At 73.7% G+C, this 16,032-nt stretch carries 16 protein-coding genes; 5 read left to right on the plus strand and 11 right to left on the minus strand.

Annotation, left to right across the window (positions count from 1 at the left end):
• The first annotated feature begins 56 nt into the window (after nt 1-56).
• Nucleotides 57-1,046, plus strand: a complete 990-nt coding sequence (locus ACQPXG_RS40945; RefSeq protein WP_433464524.1) for a LacI family DNA-binding transcriptional regulator — start codon at nt 57-59, stop codon at nt 1,044-1,046.
• A gap of 30 nt (nt 1,047-1,076) precedes the next feature.
• On the opposite strand, the gene ACQPXG_RS40950 is transcribed toward ACQPXG_RS40945, so the two are convergent.
• The 6 genes from ACQPXG_RS40950 to ACQPXG_RS40975 form a co-directional block, all read right to left on the minus strand.
• Nucleotides 1,077-1,817, minus strand: coding sequence for a DUF899 family protein (locus ACQPXG_RS40950; RefSeq protein WP_433464525.1), 741 nt, complete (start codon nt 1,815-1,817; stop codon nt 1,077-1,079).
• A gap of 107 nt (nt 1,818-1,924) precedes the next feature.
• Nucleotides 1,925-3,139: an RNA polymerase sigma factor gene (locus tag ACQPXG_RS40955; RefSeq protein WP_433464526.1), complete on the minus strand. Its 1,215-nt coding sequence runs from the start codon at nt 3,137-3,139 to the stop codon at nt 1,925-1,927.
• A complete protein-coding gene (locus ACQPXG_RS40960; RefSeq protein ID WP_433464527.1) occupies nt 3,136-3,471 on the minus strand; it encodes a YciI family protein in 336 nt (111 codons plus the stop codon). The genes ACQPXG_RS40955 and ACQPXG_RS40960 overlap by 4 nt, the downstream gene beginning before the upstream one ends.
• 19 nt (nt 3,472-3,490) lie before the next feature.
• The gene (locus tag ACQPXG_RS40965) at nt 3,491-3,787 is read right to left on the minus strand and encodes a type II toxin-antitoxin system PemK/MazF family toxin (protein WP_433470138.1); all 297 of its coding nucleotides are present in this window, start codon (nt 3,785-3,787) and stop codon (nt 3,491-3,493) included.
• Nucleotides 3,788-3,800: 13 nt separating this feature from the next.
• Nucleotides 3,801-4,031 carry a hypothetical protein gene (locus ACQPXG_RS40970; RefSeq protein ID WP_433464528.1) on the minus strand — a complete coding sequence of 77 codons (231 nt, stop codon included), beginning with the start codon at nt 4,029-4,031 and terminating at the stop codon, nt 3,801-3,803.
• A 46-nt stretch (nt 4,032-4,077) separates the two neighbouring features.
• Nucleotides 4,078-6,711 (minus strand): phosphoenolpyruvate carboxylase, encoded by a 2,634-nt coding sequence (locus ACQPXG_RS40975; protein WP_433470139.1) that lies wholly within the window; start codon nt 6,709-6,711, stop codon nt 4,078-4,080.
• Nucleotides 6,712-6,843: 132 nt separating this feature from the next.
• On the opposite strand from ACQPXG_RS40975, the gene ACQPXG_RS40980 reads away from it, so the two are divergent.
• The 4 genes from ACQPXG_RS40980 to ACQPXG_RS40995 all read left to right on the plus strand — a co-directional run bounded on the left by ACQPXG_RS40980 (nt 6,844) and on the right by ACQPXG_RS40995 (nt 11,255).
• A complete protein-coding gene (locus ACQPXG_RS40980) occupies nt 6,844-8,436 on the plus strand; it encodes an acyl-CoA carboxylase subunit beta (RefSeq protein WP_433464529.1) in 1,593 nt (530 codons plus the stop codon).
• Between the two features lie 19 nt (nt 8,437-8,455).
• Entirely contained in the window at nt 8,456-8,707 is a 252-nt protein-coding gene (locus tag ACQPXG_RS40985; protein ID WP_433464530.1) for an acyl-CoA carboxylase subunit epsilon, read from the plus strand.
• Nucleotides 8,708-8,883: 176 nt separating this feature from the next.
• Nucleotides 8,884-9,930 carry an NYN domain-containing protein gene (locus ACQPXG_RS40990; RefSeq protein ID WP_433464531.1) on the plus strand — a complete coding sequence of 349 codons (1,047 nt, stop codon included), beginning with the start codon at nt 8,884-8,886 and terminating at the stop codon, nt 9,928-9,930.
• 92 nt (nt 9,931-10,022) lie between these two features.
• Nucleotides 10,023-11,255, plus strand: a complete 1,233-nt coding sequence (locus ACQPXG_RS40995; RefSeq protein WP_433464532.1) for a hypothetical protein — start codon at nt 10,023-10,025, stop codon at nt 11,253-11,255.
• Between the two features lie 15 nt (nt 11,256-11,270).
• Here the strand turns inward: ACQPXG_RS40995 and ACQPXG_RS41000 are convergent, their stop codons facing one another.
• From ACQPXG_RS41000 to ACQPXG_RS41020, 5 genes are all read right to left on the minus strand, one after another.
• The gene (locus tag ACQPXG_RS41000; protein WP_433464533.1) at nt 11,271-14,348 is read right to left on the minus strand and encodes a hypothetical protein; all 3,078 of its coding nucleotides are present in this window, start codon (nt 14,346-14,348) and stop codon (nt 11,271-11,273) included.
• Between the two features lie 64 nt (nt 14,349-14,412).
• A complete protein-coding gene (locus ACQPXG_RS41005; protein WP_433464534.1) occupies nt 14,413-14,892 on the minus strand; it encodes a pilus assembly protein TadG-related protein in 480 nt (159 codons plus the stop codon).
• Nucleotides 14,889-15,344 carry a TadE family protein gene (locus ACQPXG_RS41010; RefSeq protein WP_433464535.1) on the minus strand — a complete coding sequence of 152 codons (456 nt, stop codon included), beginning with the start codon at nt 15,342-15,344 and terminating at the stop codon, nt 14,889-14,891. Before ACQPXG_RS41010 ends, ACQPXG_RS41005 begins: the two co-directional genes overlap by 4 nt.
• Nucleotides 15,341-15,733 (minus strand): TadE/TadG family type IV pilus assembly protein, encoded by a 393-nt coding sequence (locus tag ACQPXG_RS41015; protein ID WP_433464536.1) that lies wholly within the window; start codon nt 15,731-15,733, stop codon nt 15,341-15,343. The genes ACQPXG_RS41010 and ACQPXG_RS41015 overlap by 4 nt, the downstream gene beginning before the upstream one ends.
• Nucleotides 15,734-15,786: 53 nt before the next feature.
• Nucleotides 15,787-16,008: a Flp family type IVb pilin gene (locus tag ACQPXG_RS41020; protein ID WP_433464537.1), complete on the minus strand. Its 222-nt coding sequence runs from the start codon at nt 16,006-16,008 to the stop codon at nt 15,787-15,789.
• Nucleotides 16,009-16,032 lie beyond the last annotated feature (24 nt).

Genomic DNA, 16,032 nt, shown 5'->3' on the forward strand with positions numbered 1-16,032 from the left:
ATACGCTCCGTCACACCCGGCCGCCCCATTCCGGGGCGAGGGATAGGATCCCTGGCGTGCGCAAGGACGAGCCGGTCACCCTACTGGCGGTCGCCAGGGCGGCGGGTGTGTCGAAGACGACGGCGTCCGACGCCCTGCGCGGATCGGGGCGGGTCTCCGCCGAGACCCGTGCGATGGTCACCCGGGTGGCGGACACTCTGGGTTACGTCCCCAACGGGACGGCGCGGCACCTGCGACGGGCCAGCACGGGCACGATCGGGCTGCACGTGCCGGACGTGCTCACCCGCTCGACGTACTACATGCCGTTCGTGTTCGGCGTGGTGGAGAACGCGGCGGCCCGCGACTACGACATCACGCTGATCACCTCGGGCAGCCCATCCCGCGTCCCCCGGGTGGACGGCCTGATCCTGGGCGACCCGCTCGCCGGCGACGCCGTCGTGGAGAAGCTCATGACGAGCGGACTGCCGACCGTCACCTGCGAGCACTTCCCGGGCGACGCCGCCGCCGACGGCGTGGTGTGGTCACGGCACTCCGACAAGCTCACCGAGATGCTCGGCCACCTCCGCGCCTCCGGCGCCGCCCATCCGGCCCTGGTCGCCGCCGGCAGCGAGAGCGAGTGGGCCGCCAGCCTGCAGCGCGGCTACCGGGAGTGGTGCGTCGACGTGGGCATCCCGCCCGCGGTCCGCACGGTGCCGTTCGAGGCCGCGGCCGAGGACGTCCACGCGGCCGTGGAGGACCTCCTGGCCGCCGAACCGCACCTGGACGCCCTCGTCTGCGCCCCGGCAGGCGCCGCCGCACGACTCCAGCCCGCCCTGCGCCGTACGGGCTCCCCGTTCCTGCTGGCCTCCTGTGTCGACAGCCCGGCGATGAGCCTGGCCGACCCGCCCATCACGGCGATCGACCTGCGCCCCCGCGAGGCGGGCGCGACCTGCGCGGACCTCCTGTTCGACCTGCTGGACGGCCGCGCCGCCCCGGGCACCGAGCGCATCCACCCGATAGAGCTGAACCTGCGCGCCTCGACGAGGCCGGCCAGGGCCGGGGGCTGAACCCCGGCCCCGGACGATGCGCGGGCGGCTTCAGCCGCCGGTGCCGAGGTCGTCGGAGCGGCCGGCCTCCAGACGGGACAACTGCGAGGTGGGGCGTCCGTCGGTGCGGAAGAACCCGGCGTGGACCGACCCGTCCCGCGGCCACCCGGCCGGCGAGTCCTCCCAGGTCTCCTGTCGTCCGTACACGGTCATGTCCATCAGCGCGTAGTTGATGTCCATGGCCTCGACGCCGCGGCCGTTCGTCCAGTAGGTCTCGAACACCCGGTCGCCGTCCCGCAGGTAGCACACCAGGTGGAACATGCCGACCCGGCGCCCGGCCAGCAGCGCCTCGGCGGAGTCCTGGACGGAGTACCAGGGGACGTCCCAGCCCATGAAGTCGCGGTAGCGGACGCTCTCCTCGTACGGGCCCTGGCAGAACGTCGCGTAGGTGATTCCGGCGGCGTGCAGGTAGGACAGCTCCCGGACCTGCCCGTTGTAGTACGTGCAGCCTTCGCACTGCTCTGCGGCGGGGCGGCCGTCGAACCACATCATGTAGTAGGCGATCAGCTGCCGGCGGCCCTCGAACGCGTCCAGCAGCGTGACCGGACCGTCCGGGCCGGTCAGCGGCGTCGTGGCGTCCACCTCCACCATCGGCAGCCGCCGGCGGGCCGCCGCGATCGCGTCGCCCGCGCGGGTGTGCGCCTTCTCCCGCACCCGCAGCGCGTCCAGCTCGGCCTGCCAGGTGGCCCGGTCGACCACTTCGGGCATCGGGAGTTTCGTATCGGTGCTCATGGGGCCTTCCCTTCCTCTCGGTGGAACTTCACCCCACCGACGAAGGGCATCCGCCCGGGATCGACATCGCCGGGCAAAACTTCGGCGCCGGGCGATCCGCGGGAGGATCAGAGTTCGTGGAGGCGGCCGGCCAGGTATCGGCGCTCGGCCTCGGTCGGCGCCAGTTTCAGCGCCTCCTCGTACGCCGCCCTGGCTTCGGCGGCACGGCCGTCCCGGCGGAGCAGGTCGGCCCGGGTCGCGGGCAGGAGGTGGTATCCGGCGAGCCGTCCGGACGCCGCGAGCTCGTCGACCAGGGCCAGGCCGGCCGGCACTCCGTCCGCCATCGCGACCGCCACGGCCCGGTTGAGGTCCACGACCGGGGAGGGCGCCAGCCGGCCGAGCTCGGCGTACAGGATCGCGATCTGCGGCCAGTCCGTGCTCGCGGCGTCGGGCGCGGTGGCATGGCAGGCGGCGATGGCGGCCTGCACCTGGTAAGGCCCGGCGCTCCGCGCGGCCAGTGCCCGGTCGAGCGCCGCCACGCCCTCGGCGATCAGCGCCCGGTCCCATCGCGAGCGGTCCTGGTTCTCCAGCGTGACCAGCACACCGCCTTCCGTGCGGGTGGCGCGCCGGGCCTCGTGCAGGAGCATCAGCGCGAGCAGTCCGCGCGGCTCGGGTTCGGCCGGCATCAGCCGGACGAGGACGCGGGCCAGGTGGATGGCCTCGGCCGTCAGCGCCCGGTCCGGGTCCTCCTCGTCGTAGCCTTGGTTGAAGATCAGGTAGAGCACCGCGAGAACGGCCGCGAGCCGCGACGGGAGCAGTTCGGCGGGCGGGACCCGGTACGGGATGCCGGCCTCCTGGATCTTGCGCTTCGCCCGGACCAGGCGCTGCGCCATGGCGGGCTCGGCGGTCAGGAAGGCCCTGGCGATCTCGGCGGTGCTCAGACCGGCCAGCGTGCGCAGGGTGAGCGCGACCCGGGCCGGGAACGGCAGCGCCGGATGGCAGCACGTGAAGATCAGCCGCAGCCGCTCGTCCGGGATGTCCTCCTCCAGCGGCTCGTCGCGGGCCGGCACGGCGAGCCGGCGCAGCTTGGCCGCCCCCGCGGCGTCGCGGCGCAGCCGGTCGATCGCGCGGTTGCGGGCCGCCGTGGTGAGCCAGGCGCCCGGGCGGCTCGGGACACCGTCGCGCGGCCAGGTCGTGAGGGCGGCGGTGAACGCGTCCTGCGCGCAGTCCTCGGCCAGGTCCCAGTCCCCCGTCATTCCGATCAGGGTCGCGACCACCTGGCCCCACTCGTCCCGGTACGCCGCGTCGGCCGCCGCCCGCACGCGGTCGTCGGGCGCGGTCATTCCCAGAGGGGACGGACCTCGACGCCGCCCCAGCGCGCGTACGGGTGACCTGCGGCGATCTGGATCGCCTCGTCCAGGTTCCCGCACTCGACGATCACGAAGCCGCCGACGACGTCCTTCGTCTCGGCGAACGGCCCGTCCGACACGAGGGTCTCGCCGTCCCGGACCTGGACCGTGGTCGCGTCCACCACCGGCCGCAGCCGCGCCCCGAAGAGCTTGGCGCCGCGCCGTTCCAGATCCTCCACCCAGGCCTGATGCACCGGATCGGCCGCGAGTTCCTCATTGGACGGCGAGACCGACTCGTCATCGCAGATCAGCAGCGCATACCTCATGCCCTGATTCTGCCCGCCATCAGGCCGGGCCCAGCCCCAAGACGGTCAGCAGCGCGGCATCCACCGCTCGAAGTTCGCTGAACGACAGAGCGCCGACATGGCTTCCGAGCCGCTGAGGGTCGACGGCCGCCGTCTGCTCGGTGAGGACTCGCGTGGTCTTGCCCTCCACCTCCACTTCGGGACGGAATGACGCAGGCCGCGCACTGGTGGATGTCGGTGCGACAAGCCAGGTGGACAAGGGCAGCAGATCCGACTGGACGACGACGGCGTACCGGTGACCCCGCTGTTCATGGCCCCTCGCCCCCCGAGGACTCATGAGCTTGTAGACGTCACCACGCACGCAGGCTCTCCATGTCCCTGAGGACGTTCGCGGCCTCGGCACGATCGTCCGGGTCGGCTGCAAGCGCCTCCGCTTCGGCCCGGAGTTTGGCGGCGCGGCGGCGTTCCGCGGCCTCCTGAATGGCTTCGCGGATGGCGGCGGACCGGTCTGCGCCATCCGCAGTGAGTTCTTCCAGGGCCCGCTCGGTCTGCTCATCCGCCCTGATCGTGATCGTGGACATGACACAAGCGTACCACGCTGCGTATTACGATTCGTAATACGATCCGTCATCCGGTGTTCTGGAGGCCGGCGGCCACGCCGTTGACGGACAGGAGGAGCAGGGACTCCAGGTGGGCTCGTTCCTCCTCGCTCTCCACGCCCGCGCGCAGGGCCTTCAGGGCGCGGAGCTGGAGGTGGGAGAGGGCGTCGACGTAGGGGTTGCGGAGTTCGACGGCCCTTGAGAGCACGCGGCGGTTCTCCAGGAGGCGTTCGTGGCCGGTGACCGCGAGGACGAGGCGGCGGGTGCGGTCGTACTCGGCCAGGACGGTTTCGGAGAGGTCGGGGCGCTCGCCGAGGGCCAGGTAGCGCTCGGCGATCGCGCGGTCGGACTTGGCGAGGCTCATCTCGGCGTTGTCCAGGAGGGTGTTGAACAGCGGCCACGCCTCGTACGCCTCGCGGAGTTCGGAGACGTCGCGGCCGTCGTCGGAGACGGCGGCCAGGCCGCTGCCGAGGCCGTACCACCCGGGGAGGTTGACGCGGGTCTGCGTCCAGGCGAACACCCACGGGATGGCGCGCAGGTCCTCCAGGCCGCGCGCGGCCTTGCGGCGGGCCGGGCGGGAGCCGATGCGCAGCTGGGAGATCTCCTCCAGCGGGCTGACGCGGGCGAACCAGACGGCGAAGTCCTCGGTCTCGATGAGGCTCCGGAAGGCCGCCTTGGCCGCTTCGCTGATCTTGTCCGCGAGGGGACGGAAGCGGGCGGCGGCCTCACGGGCACGGTCCTGGACGGCGTCCGTCGAGGCCAGCAGGACGGCGCTGGTCACCTGCTCGACGTGCCGCTTGGCGATCTCGGTGTGCCCGTAGCGGGCGAAGATGACCTCGCCCTGCTCGGTGACCTTGAAGCGGCCCGCGACCGAGCCCGGCGCCTGGGCCAGGATCGCCCGGTTGGCGGGACCGCCGCCGCGGCCGAGCGAGCCGCCGCGGCCGTGGAACAGGGTCAGCCTGACGTCGTGCCGGGCCGCCCACGCGGCCAGCGCCTCCTGCGTGTCGTAGAGGCGGAGGGTCGCGCTGGCCGGGCCGAGCTGCTTGGCGGAGTCGGAGTAGCCGAGCATGACCTCCAGGCGGCGGCCGGTGTCGTCCAGGCGGCGCCGGACGGCCGGGATCTCCAGCATCCCGTCGAGCACCGCCGGGGCGCGCTCCAGGTCCTCGCCGGTCTCGAACAGCGGGATCACGTCCAGGACGGGCGCGCCGTCGCCGAGGGACGCGGCTAGCTCGTGCACGTTGGCGATGTCGCCGGCGGAGCGGGTGAACGACACGATGTAGCGGTGGCAGGCCCGGACGCCGAACCGCCGCTGGATCCACGCGACGACCCGGAGGGTTTCGAGGATCTCCTCGGTCATCTCACTCAGCCCTTGCCGGGGGGTGTGGGGGGTCGTCCCCCCACCGGCAGCGCGCGGCCCGCCCGCCCTGACCTCCGCCAGCGCCTTCTCGTGCAGTTCGGAGTGCTGGCGGATCTCCAGCTCCGCCAGGTGGAAGCCGAACGTCTCGACCTGCCAGATGAGCTGCTGGACGCGTCCGTACGCCTGCCGGGCGGCGCCCGCGCCGGCGAGGGAGTCCTGGACGGCGCGCAGGTCGGCGAGCAGTTCGTCCGGAGAGGCGTAGGCGAGGTCGGCGTCGCGTTCCCTGGTCGCGGCGATGCGGAGCGCCGCGTACAGCAGGAACTGCCGGTGCGTCTCCCCGGGTGACCGCTTGGTCATCTCGGCGAGCCGGGACGGGTGCGCGGTGCGCGCGGCGGCGAGCGCGTTCAGCAGCTCCTCCGACGCGGGCGTGGTCGACTCGTGGACGGTCAACTCCCGGCCGATCCGGGCGCACGCGTTCTCCAGGGCGCGCAGGACGTGGTCGGCCTGGATCATGACGGCGTCCCGCGTGACCTGCGCGGTGACGTAGGGGTTGCCGTCGCGGTCGCCGCCGATCCAGCTGCCGAAACGCAGGTAGGGGCGGGCCTTCGGCGGGCGGGTGCCGGTGCCGTCGCCGTCGAGGGCGCGGTCCAGGGCCCGGTAGATGTGCGGGACGACCCGGAAGATCGTCTCGTCGAAGGCGGCCATCGCGGTGCGGACCTCGTCCAGCGGGTCCATCTGGGTGCCCCGGCGCAGCGCCGTCCGCCACAGCAGGTCGATCTCCTCGCGCAGGCTGCGCTCGATCTCCTCCCGCTCGCTCCCACCCGGGCCTTCGTTCAGCCGGGTCAGCAGGTCGCTGATCCGCTGGATCGCGGTGACGACCGCGCGGCGCCGGGCCTCGGTCGGGTGCGCGGTGAAGACGGGCCGGAACTCCAGGCCGTCGATGACCCCGTCCAGCCTGCCGTCGCCGGCCGCGCGGATCTCCTCGACGGCCGCCGCGACCGACCCGGCGACGGCGCCGCCGGTGTCGCGTTCCCGCAGGGTCCGGATGCGGTGGTGCTCCTCCGCGAGGTTCGTCAGGTGGAAGTACACGGTGAACGCGCGGGCGACCTGGCCGGCACGTTCCAGCGTCCAGCCGTCGGCGAGGGCGGCGACCTCCTCGATGCCGGCCTCGCCGCGGCGCGCCGCGATCACCGCGTGGCGGAGCCGTTCGACGTCGTCCAGCAGCCCTTTCCCGCCGTACTCCACGAGGGAGTCTCCGAGCATCGCGCCCAGCAGCCGCACGTCGCGGCGCAGCGGTTCGGGCATGTCCTGCCGAAAGGTGTCACGCGTCTTCGTAGCCACCCGCACAAGCCTAACGAGCCGGTTTTCGCGCCGTTCATCCCGGTCAACGGGCCCCGCGCGCACCCGCCGGATCAGCGTCCGGTTACCCTGGCCCGCATGGCGATGGAAGCCCCTGAACCCCCCGCCGGCTACGACGTCCACACCACGGCCGGGAAGATCGCGGACCTGGAGCGGCGCCGGTACGAGGCGGTGCACGCCGGTTCGGCGCGCGCCGTGGAGAAACAGCACGCCAAGGGCAAGATGACGGCCCGGGAGCGGATCGACGCGCTGCTCGACCCCGGCTCGTTCGTCGAGTTCGACGAGATGGCGCGGCACCGCTCCACCAACTTCGGGATGGAGAAGAACCGCCCCTACGGCGACGGCGTCGTCACCGGGTACGGCACGGTGGACGGCCGCCCGGTCGCGGTCTTCAGCCAGGACTTCACCGTCTCCGGCGGCTCCCTCGGCGAGGTCTTCGGCGAGAAGATCTGCAAGGTCATGGACCACGCGGTCAAGACCGGCTGCCCGGTGATCGGGATCAACGACTCCGGCGGCGCGCGGATCCAGGAGGGCGTGGTCGCGCTCGGCCTGTACGCGGAGATCTTCAAGCGGAACGTGCACGCCTCCGGCGTGATCCCGCAGATCTCGCTGGTCATGGGGCCCTGCGCGGGCGGCGCCGTGTACTCCCCGGCGATCACCGACTTCATCGTCATGGTCGACCAGACGTCCCACATGTTCATCACCGGGCCGGACGTGATCAAGACGGTCACCGGCGAAGAGGTGACGATGGAGGAGCTGGGCGGGGCGCACTCGCACAACTCCAGGTCGGGCGTCGCGCACTACCAGGGGTCGGACGAGGACGACGCGATCGAGTACGTCAAGGCGCTGCTGTCGTACCTGCCGTCGAACAACCTCTCCGACGCGCCCGCGTTCGACGTCCCCGTGGACGTGACCGAGGCGGACGAGGAGCTCGACACCCTCATCCCCGACTCGCCGAACCAGCCGTACGACATGCACACCGCCATCGAGCACGTGCTGGACGACGGCGAGTTCCTGGAGGTCCAGGCGCAGTTCGCGCCGAACATCATCGTCGGTTTCGGCCGGGTCGAGGGGCACTCGGTCGGCATCGTCGCGAACCAGCCGATGCAGTTCGCCGGCACGCTCGACATCGACGCGTCCGAGAAGGCCGCCCGCTTCGTCCGGACGTGCGACGCGTTCAACGTCCCGGTGCTGACGTTCGTGGACGTCCCCGGCTTCCTCCCCGGCACCGACCAGGAGTGGAACGGGATCATCCGGCGCGGCGCGAAGCTGCTGTACGCCTACGCCGAGGCGACCGTCCCGCTCGTCACGGTCATCACCCGGAAGGCCTACGGCGGCGCGTACGACGTCATGGGGTCCAAGCACCTCGGCGCCGACATCAACCTGGCGTGGCCGACCGCGCAGATCGCGGTGATGGGCGCGCAGGGCGCGGTCAACATCCTGTACCGGCGCGAGCTGGCCGCCGCCGGCGACCCGGACGCCCGCCGCGCCGAGCTGATCACCGAGTACGAGGACACGCTCGCCAACCCCTACATCGCGGCGGAGCGCGGCTACATCGACAACGTGATCAAACCGTCCGAGACGCGCGGGCAGGTCGTGCGGGCGCTCCGGGCGCTCCGGGACAAGCGCAAGACCCTGCCGCCGAAGAAGCACGGGAACATCCCGCTGTGACCGCCTTCCGGGAGGCTTCGTGACCGCCGACAGCACGCCGTTCCTCCAGGTCGTCCGCGGCGAACCGGGCCCGGAGGAGATCGCGGCGCTCGTCGCCGTGCTGACCGCCCGCGCCCGCGCGGCCGCCGCGGCCCGGGACGGCGCGGGCCGCGGCGGCCCGGCGAGGCCGTCCCGCTGGGCCGACCGGTCCCGGCTCGTCCGGGGCACGTTCGCGGGCGAGATCGCGCCGCACGGGCCGGGCGCGTGGCGCGCCAGCGGCCTGCCCCGCTGACCCGACGACTGAGCGCCAGCGAAGGAGCGGGTCAGCGGGGCAGGCCGGGGGGTCTGGGGGGTCGCCCCCCAGATGGGCGCTGACCGTGTCGTGCGAGGTCCGCCGGGCCGTCCGAAGCGACATGTAACCGTGGTTCGCGCCCAGCGGAGGGCTTCGCACGAATAAGGTGGAAGGCCATGGCCACCTCGGAGTACGTCCCACAGCCCGCGCGATACGCGATCTTCGTCGACGCGGGGTACCTCTACGCGGCCTCCGGGGCCCTATTGCTCGGCTGCGGCTCCCGCCGGGAGTACCGGGTCGCCGCGGAGAAGCTGATCAAGGCGCTGACCGACCACGCCGACGAGCAGCGGCGCGGCGAGCTGCTCCGGGTGTACTGGTTCGACGCGGCGCCGAAGCGGCAGCCGACCGTCGACCAGCGCGTCATCGCCAACCTTCCGCTGGTCAAGCTGCGCCTCGGGAACCTGAACGCGCAGGGCCAGCAGAAGGGCGTGGACGCCCAGCTCCGTGCCGACCTCGAGGCGCTCGCCCGGCATCGCGCGATCACCGACGCGGTGCTGCTGGCCGGCGACGAGGACATGTTGCCCGCCGTGGAGGCCGCGCAGCGCTACGGCGTCCGCGTGCACCTGTGGGGCGTGGAGCCGACGCACGGCTCCAACCAGGCCGAATGGCTGGTGTGGGAGTCCGACACGGTCGAGGTGCTGCCCGCCGAGTTCCTGCGCCCGTACTTCACCAAGGCCAAGGTGCTGCCGGTGCCGGGCGCCGCCGCAGCGGTGCGGGACGCCGCGGCCGCCGCGCACCGGACGAGCCCCGTCCCGTCCCCGTCCCAGGTCTTCGCGGGGCGGCCCCCGGTCAAGCCGGCGCCCGCGGCAGCCCGCACGGCCGTCCCGGTGCCCGGCGCCGTGACGCCCGCCACGGTGGCCGCGTCGATGAACTCCACCGCGTCGCCGTCCGACGGCAAGCTCGGGCCCGACCGCGACCACATGCTGGAGATCGGCGAGCACGTCGCCCAGAAGTGGATCTTCGAGCGGGGCCGGGACAACATCCGCGACCTGCTGCCCGGCCCGATCCTGCCGCCCGTCATCGACAAGGAACTGCTGATCGAGGCGGAGAAGGAGCTCGGCGGCTCCCTGCGCCCCTACCAGGAGGCCCGCACCTGGCTGCGGGACGGCTTCTGGGAGCGCGTCTACCGCGAGTTCGGCATCGGCATCGGCAAATCCGACTGATTCGGCGGGCCGCGATGAATACGTTTCGCAATTAGCCGGACACTGCGCGTCGCCACTCGGTAACGTCCCCGCCGTGATGGGGGAGGCCGTGCATGGGACCTCATGGAGGACGACCACGGGCCGCCGCGCTTCCGCTCGCCGCGGCCCTCGCGCTGACCGGCGGCGCGCTGGCCGGGTGCGCGTCGCCCGTCCCGTTCTACCGGCCCGGGGAAGGCTCCCCGGACGACCCGGTGGTCGGGCTCGGCGGCCCCGCGCCCTACCTGCGGGCCCGCCCGGACGGGACGGCCGCCGGCGACGCCGCCCCGGAGGCCGAGCCGCCCGGCGGCGAGGTGCCCCTCGCGCCCGCGGGCGGCCCCGTCTACGCCGCCACCGGGCCGGGCATGATCGCACCGAACGCGCGCGGCATGCCGGCCCGGCTCTACGTCGCGAACGGCCGGACCGTCGACGTCGTCGACCCCGGCACCCTCCGGGTCACCGGCCGGTTCCACCCGGGCGCGGCAGCGGCCCGGATCGTGCCGTCCTGGGATCTGCGGCGGCTGTGGGTGACCGACCCCGCGCACGGGACGCTCGTCCCGGTCGGCCCGCGCGGCGGGAGGCGCGGGCGTCCCGTCCGGGTCACCGCGCCCACCGGGCTGTACTTCACGCCTGACGGGCAGGACGCGCTGGTCCTCGCGCGACGGCCGTCCCGGATCGGCGTCCGCGACCCGCGCACGATGGCCGCGAGGGCGTCGATGCCGATGCCGTGCCCGGCCGGCCACGCGGACTTCTCCCTCGACGGGGCGTCGCTGGTGGCGACGTGCACCGCGGCCGGTGTGCTCGCCCGCGTCGACCTGGCGAACCGCCGCGTCACCGGAACGATCCGGCTGCCGGAGGGGGCACGGCCCGGCGACCTGCGGCTGTCGCCCGATGGCAGCGCCTTCTACGTGGCGGACGCGCGCAAGGGCGGGGTGTGGTTCGTGGACGCCCGGCGTTTCGCCCTGCTGGGGTTCGTCGCGACCGCGCCGGGCGCCCGCGGCCTCGCCATCAGCCGGGACGCGCACCGGCTGTTCGTCGTCGGCGACGGCACCGTCACCGCCCTCGGGTTCCGTTCGCGGCGGGTCGCGTCCCGCTGGCCGCTGCCCGGCCGCGGCTCGCCGGTGCCGGGCGGGGTGTCGTCGGACGGGACGGCGCTGTGGCTCGCCGACCCCGCCGGGGCCGTCTACGCCGTCTCCACGCGCACGGGCCGCGTCCTGCACAAGGTCGACGTCGGCGGCCGTCCGGTGGACCTGTGCGTCCACCCGCAGCCAGGCCGCTACTCGCTGGGCGGCACCGGCCTGTACCGCTGACGCCGGCGATGACCGCTAGTGCGAGCCGACGCGGTGCCAGTCGGGGAGGAGCTCCTCGACCAGCGCCTCGGTCTCGGGCTGGAGGCGGTCGAACAGCGGGTCCCGTCCAACGCGGGCGCGCAACTCGTCCACGACCACCTGTACCTGCGCGACGTCGCCGGACGCGTGGGTCGCGCGGAGCAGGTCGCGCCAGAGGCCCTCGTCCTCGGGCGCGAGCCGCAGCCCGGCGCGGGCCGCGCTCACCGCGCCGCGGGCGTCGGCCTCTTCCAGCCGCAGCACGACGAGGCGGTGCGCGACGTCGATGACCCGCGCGGGCGCCTCGTACTCCAGGTCGTGGTCGGCGAGCCAGGCGTACCGTCCGCGCGGCCGGTCGGCGAGGAGCGGGCCGCGGACGAGGTCCAGCGCGTACGCCATGTAGGCGGTCTCGGACCCGGGCTCGGCCGCCGACCGCCACACCAGCCAGCGGAACACGTTCAGGTCGACGCGCACCTCGGAGCCGAGCCTGATCCGGCCGCGATCGTCGTAGTACAGGTTGGGACGGCCCCGCGCGTCCCGGCCGAGCCAGTCCGACACGCGGGCCACGCACGCGTCGCGGACCCCGGCGCTCACCCCCCGCGGCCAGATCGCGCCGGACAGCACCGTCGGGTGGACGCCCTCCGGATGCGCGGCGAGGTACACCAGCAGCTCGGTACACAGTTCCCGGCGGCTCTCGTCCATCGGCCCGGGCGCGTCGACCTCGATCGGGCCGAGCAGCCGGACGTCCACCGACGACTCCTGCGCGGCGGGCGGTTCCGCGCCGCCGGTGAGGCCGGGGAGCTCGACGGACTCGACCCGGCCGGCCGTCCGGAACAGCTCGAACACGCCGCGGTAGTCGTCGTCCTGGACGAGCTGCGCGTCGACGTCGAAGCCGAGCACCCCGGCCTGGAGGCGCCCGGCGTCGTCGACGTCCCACGTCCAGGTGGCGCCCTGCACGTCGCCGGGGACGAGGTAGCCGGCGGCCATCCGGGTGCCGGTGCGGGCGAGCGCGACGAGCCGGTCCGCCTCGGCCTCGGCGGGCCGGTCCGCCATGATCAGGTAGTGCGGCATCCACGCCTCGCCGAACACGCCGCGGCAGCGTCCGGTGAGCACGGAGTCGACGCCGGACGCGGCGAGCGCCTGCCGCACCTCCTCGCTGCGTCCCTCCAGCTCGGGCAGCGCGTCGGCGAGCGTCGGGACGGACCGGACGCGGTCCGGGGCGATCTCCGCGAGGCCCTCGCCCAGCTCCCCGTCGAACCCGACGAGCGTGATCCGCATGTGGTCCGACCAGCGGTTGGTGGCCAGCTCCAGCGCGACCGCGGACAGCACGGCCCGGCGGGTGTCCTCGGGTCCGCGCAGCGCGATCAGTCCGTGCGCCGCCTCCAGGTCGACGAGGATGCGGCCGTTGTCGTTGGTGCCGATGGACACGAGGCCCGGGTAGGGGGCGAGGACTTCCCCGAGGTCGGACGCCTCCAGGCCGGGGAGCGCGTCGCCGTGCAGCCGCCACACCTGGCCGTCGTCGAACGCCTGCCAGGGGGCGGGCGGGTTCCGGTCGGCGGGCGCGATCCACAGGTCGAGGGAGCCGCGTCCGAGGTGCACGCCGTAGACGGTCGGCATGGCCCGGCCGCCCGCCGCCATGGACTTCGACATGTGCCGCAGCCCGAGGTCGAGCAGCTTCACCGCGTCGTCGTCGGCGCCGACCCGCAGCGCCCGCTCCGCCTCGGCGGCCTCCCCCCGCGGCCGGACGATCATGTTGCCGAACGCGCGCCGCCACATCTGGGCGCGGCGGCGCCGGCCGAGCACTCCGAGCAGCCCGGCGGCGAGCAGCGACGCGGCCGCGAGGCCGTGCGGCCAGCCGATGTCCAGCGTGCCGCCGGTCTCCTCGTGCTGCGCGCCCTTGCCGGGGACCTCGGCGCCGCCGCTGCCGGCGTCGCCGCCCATCTCGCCGGACGGCCCGCCGTGCGCCGGCGGGTGCGCGGGCTCGGACTTCTGCGGCTCGGACTTCTGCGGCTCGCTCTGCCGCGGTGCGGGCGCCGGGGACGCCGCGGGCGGAGCCTGGGACGCCGGAGGCTGCGATGCCGGGGGCTGTGACGCGGGCGGCTGGGAGGCGGGCGGCTGCGACACCGACGGCTTGGGTGTGGTGGGCGGGGCCTGTGACGCCGGAGGCTGCGACGCCGGGGGCTGCGACGCGGGCGGCTGGGCCTCCGGCGGGGCGGGCTGCTGCGGCTTCTCCGGCTTGGCGGGCTTCTCCGGGACGGCGTGCCCGTACCGGAAGTATTCGTCGAGGTCCTTCACGGGGACGACCTGCGCGCCCTTGGCGTCCGCCGGCATCTCCAGGATCCAGCCCGGACGGATCAGGCTCGCGATCGTGAGCCGCGTCCCGTCCGGCTGGATGTGCCCCTTGTTGAGGGAGTAGATCTCCTTGTAGCGGCGTCCCTCGCCCAGGCACTTCTCGGCGATCTCCCACAGGCTCTCGTGGTGCCGGCCCTCCGGCGGATGCACCCGGTAGATCTTGGTGGTGGCCGCCTTCTCGACCGTGTTCGCGCTGAGCTCCACGGCGACCGGCTCGGCGGCGGGACGCTCCGGCGCGTCCGGGAGCCGCTGGAACTCCTGCGACTGCGGCTGGAGCTGCACGGCCGCCGGGCGCTGCGACAGCCCGCCGCCGGAGAACGCCGGCATGATCGCGGTGGTCGCGGTGAACAGCAGCATCGCCGCCACGACGAGCCGGTGCACGAGGGACTGCGTCCCGCCCGCGAGCGGCACCCGCGCGGGCACCCCGACGCCGCGGATCCCCGCGTACACCTCGACGACCACGCACACCGCGAGCTGGAGCCAGGCGAGCCACACCAGCGCGACGAGGATCGCGATCAGCGAGCCGGGCCCCACGCGGTGGGTGAGGTCGGACGCCGAGGGCAGATGGTCCGGCAGCGGTGAACCGAAGATCGTGAGCAGCGCGAACGGGACGCCGACCATCAGCGCGGCGAGCGCGATGAGCGCGCCGATCCCTGCCAGCACGTCGCCCGCGCTGCGATGCCCGTTCACCCGGACGGGCGTCCTCTGCCGCTGCCGCGTCACCATCGCGCCCCTGCCGTTCGCCGGTCCCCGGACGTCGTCCTCATCGTAGATCCGTTCTCGCGGAACCTCACGGGTTGTCTCCCCCCGGGCCTCCCGTGACGGGACGGGCGGTCGCGCTGGAGGTCAGGTGGAACTCGCCGAAGCCGGGGATGATCCCGAGAAGCTGCGGCCGCACGCTGATCTGCACGGTGACGGCGACCTCCTGCTCGTCGGCGTCGCACTGGGACGAAGTGACCTGGTCGCCGTAGGACGCGAGCAGGTCGCACGCCGCCGCACGGGCCCGACCCGGATCGATGACGGGCCGGCCCGTCTCGCGCAGTTCGTCGGTGTCGATCTGGTCGGCCCCGGCCCGGGCCGCCTGCTCGGCCATGTCAGCGGCGCGCTGCCGCGCGTGGATGGCGAGGCCGCCGTCCACGAGCAGCCCGGCGAGCAGGAGGACGACCGGCGTGAACAGCACCGTGTACATCGCGATCGTGCCGCGGTCCCGCCCGCCCGCCGTGCCGCGGCCCCGTCCGGCCTTCGTGCCGCGGTCCCGTCCGGCCGTCATGGCTCGTCTCCCGGTACGTCGTCGGTCCCGCGATAGCTGAAGGTGTCGACGGGGGCGATCGCATGGCCCTGGAGCCGTTTGCTGCCGGGCAGCCCGATGAACGCGAGGTCACCGAGGTCGACGTCGCAGGTGATGGTCACTCCGACGCGTCCGCCCGGCCCCCAGTCGGACACGTCGGTCTGCACGCTGGGGCCGCCCGCGCACCAGTCGGTCCCCCGCAGGCCGGCGGCGGCGGTGTCGGCGGCGAGGCCCTGCGCGGAGCCGGCGCTGCGCGCGATGGACGCGGCCCTTGCGGCGTCCCGCGCGGCACCGTCCACCTGGCTCTTGGCGTCCACCATCCGTCCCGCGCCGGCGAGGAACAGCAGGAACGCGATGAAGATCGGCGTGACGAGCACCATCTCCAGCGACATCGAACCGCGCTCGGCGGCGGGCACGACGCCACGGACCTTCATTGCCCGGCCCCCCGCTGGCAGGACGTTCCCGCGCCCACGTCGGGGCGGAAGCACTCGATCGGCCCCTGCGAGCGCTGCGACACGTGGAACGTCATGAACGGGACGACCTGGACCGCCTCCCCGCTGACCTCGACCCAGCGTTCGTCGTTGTCCTCTCCCGCCGTGACCTGGAGCCCGCTGAGCAGGTCCGGCCCGATCTCGCGGACGCTCCCGGCCGCCTTCGTGGTCGCGGCGCCCTGCCACCCGCCGCCGACCGGGGAGGTGCGCGCGACGCGCGCGCCCGACTGCGCCGCGGCGAGCGCGACGTGCCGGGCGTGGAACACCATGGCGAACTGCACGACGACGAGCATCACCAGGATGAGGATCGGGGTGAGCAGCGCCCACTCCATCGACGAGGCTCCGGCATCGGATTTGAGACCGGGTTCGCTGGACCGCATGGCGGTCAGCCCGTGTTGATGCTGTTGGCCTTGTCCTGGATCTTCTTCTGGATCACCGCGCCGATCGTGATCGCGATCAGCGCGAGGATCGCGGTGATGATCGCCCACTCGATCGCGGACGCGCCCCGGCTGCGCTCCTCGTCGGACCGCAGCCGTGCCAGCCGGGCGCCGACCATGGCGCGCAGGTAGACGATCGCAGGGTCGTTCAGGGGATTGAGCGGATTCATCGTGAAACCTCCAGGGGGGCGAAC

Origin of the sequence: Spirillospora sp. CA-128828 (genome assembly GCF_050945415.1) — a bacterium.
Lineage (GTDB): Bacteria > Actinomycetota > Actinomycetes > Streptosporangiales > Streptosporangiaceae > Spirillospora.

What these genes read in the sequence shown, in the direction of transcription:
- ACQPXG_RS40970 (WP_433464528.1), bottom strand. Translation starts at nt 4,031, where the DNA reads ATGTCCACGATCACGATCAGGGCGGATGAGCAGACCGAGCGGGCCCTG.
- ACQPXG_RS40975 (WP_433470139.1), bottom strand. Translation starts at nt 6,711, where the DNA reads ATGCCCGAACCGCTGCGCCGCGACGTGCGGCTGCTGGGCGCGATGCTC.
- ACQPXG_RS41020 (WP_433464537.1), bottom strand. Translation starts at nt 16,008, where the DNA reads ATGAATCCGCTCAATCCCCTGAACGACCCTGCGATCGTCTACCTGCGC.
- ACQPXG_RS41010 (WP_433464535.1), bottom strand. Translation starts at nt 15,344, where the DNA reads ATGAAGGTCCGTGGCGTCGTGCCCGCCGCCGAGCGCGGTTCGATGTCG.
- ACQPXG_RS41015 (WP_433464536.1), bottom strand. Translation starts at nt 15,733, where the DNA reads ATGGAGTGGGCGCTGCTCACCCCGATCCTCATCCTGGTGATGCTCGTC.
- ACQPXG_RS41000 (WP_433464533.1), bottom strand. Translation starts at nt 14,348, where the DNA reads ATGGTGACGCGGCAGCGGCAGAGGACGCCCGTCCGGGTGAACGGGCAT.
- ACQPXG_RS40955 (WP_433464526.1), bottom strand. Translation starts at nt 3,139, where the DNA reads ATGACCGCGCCCGACGACCGCGTGCGGGCGGCGGCCGACGCGGCGTAC.
- ACQPXG_RS40980 (WP_433464529.1), top strand. Translation starts at nt 6,844, where the DNA reads ATGGCGATGGAAGCCCCTGAACCCCCCGCCGGCTACGACGTCCACACC.
- ACQPXG_RS40965 (WP_433470138.1), bottom strand. Translation starts at nt 3,787, where the DNA reads ATGAGTCCTCGGGGGGCGAGGGGCCATGAACAGCGGGGTCACCGGTAC.
- ACQPXG_RS40960 (WP_433464527.1), bottom strand. Translation starts at nt 3,471, where the DNA reads ATGAGGTATGCGCTGCTGATCTGCGATGACGAGTCGGTCTCGCCGTCC.
- ACQPXG_RS40990 (WP_433464531.1), top strand. Translation starts at nt 8,884, where the DNA reads ATGGCCACCTCGGAGTACGTCCCACAGCCCGCGCGATACGCGATCTTC.
- ACQPXG_RS40995 (WP_433464532.1), top strand. Translation starts at nt 10,023, where the DNA reads ATGGGACCTCATGGAGGACGACCACGGGCCGCCGCGCTTCCGCTCGCC.
- ACQPXG_RS40950 (WP_433464525.1), bottom strand. Translation starts at nt 1,817, where the DNA reads ATGAGCACCGATACGAAACTCCCGATGCCCGAAGTGGTCGACCGGGCC.
- ACQPXG_RS41005 (WP_433464534.1), bottom strand. Translation starts at nt 14,892, where the DNA reads ATGACGGCCGGACGGGACCGCGGCACGAAGGCCGGACGGGGCCGCGGC.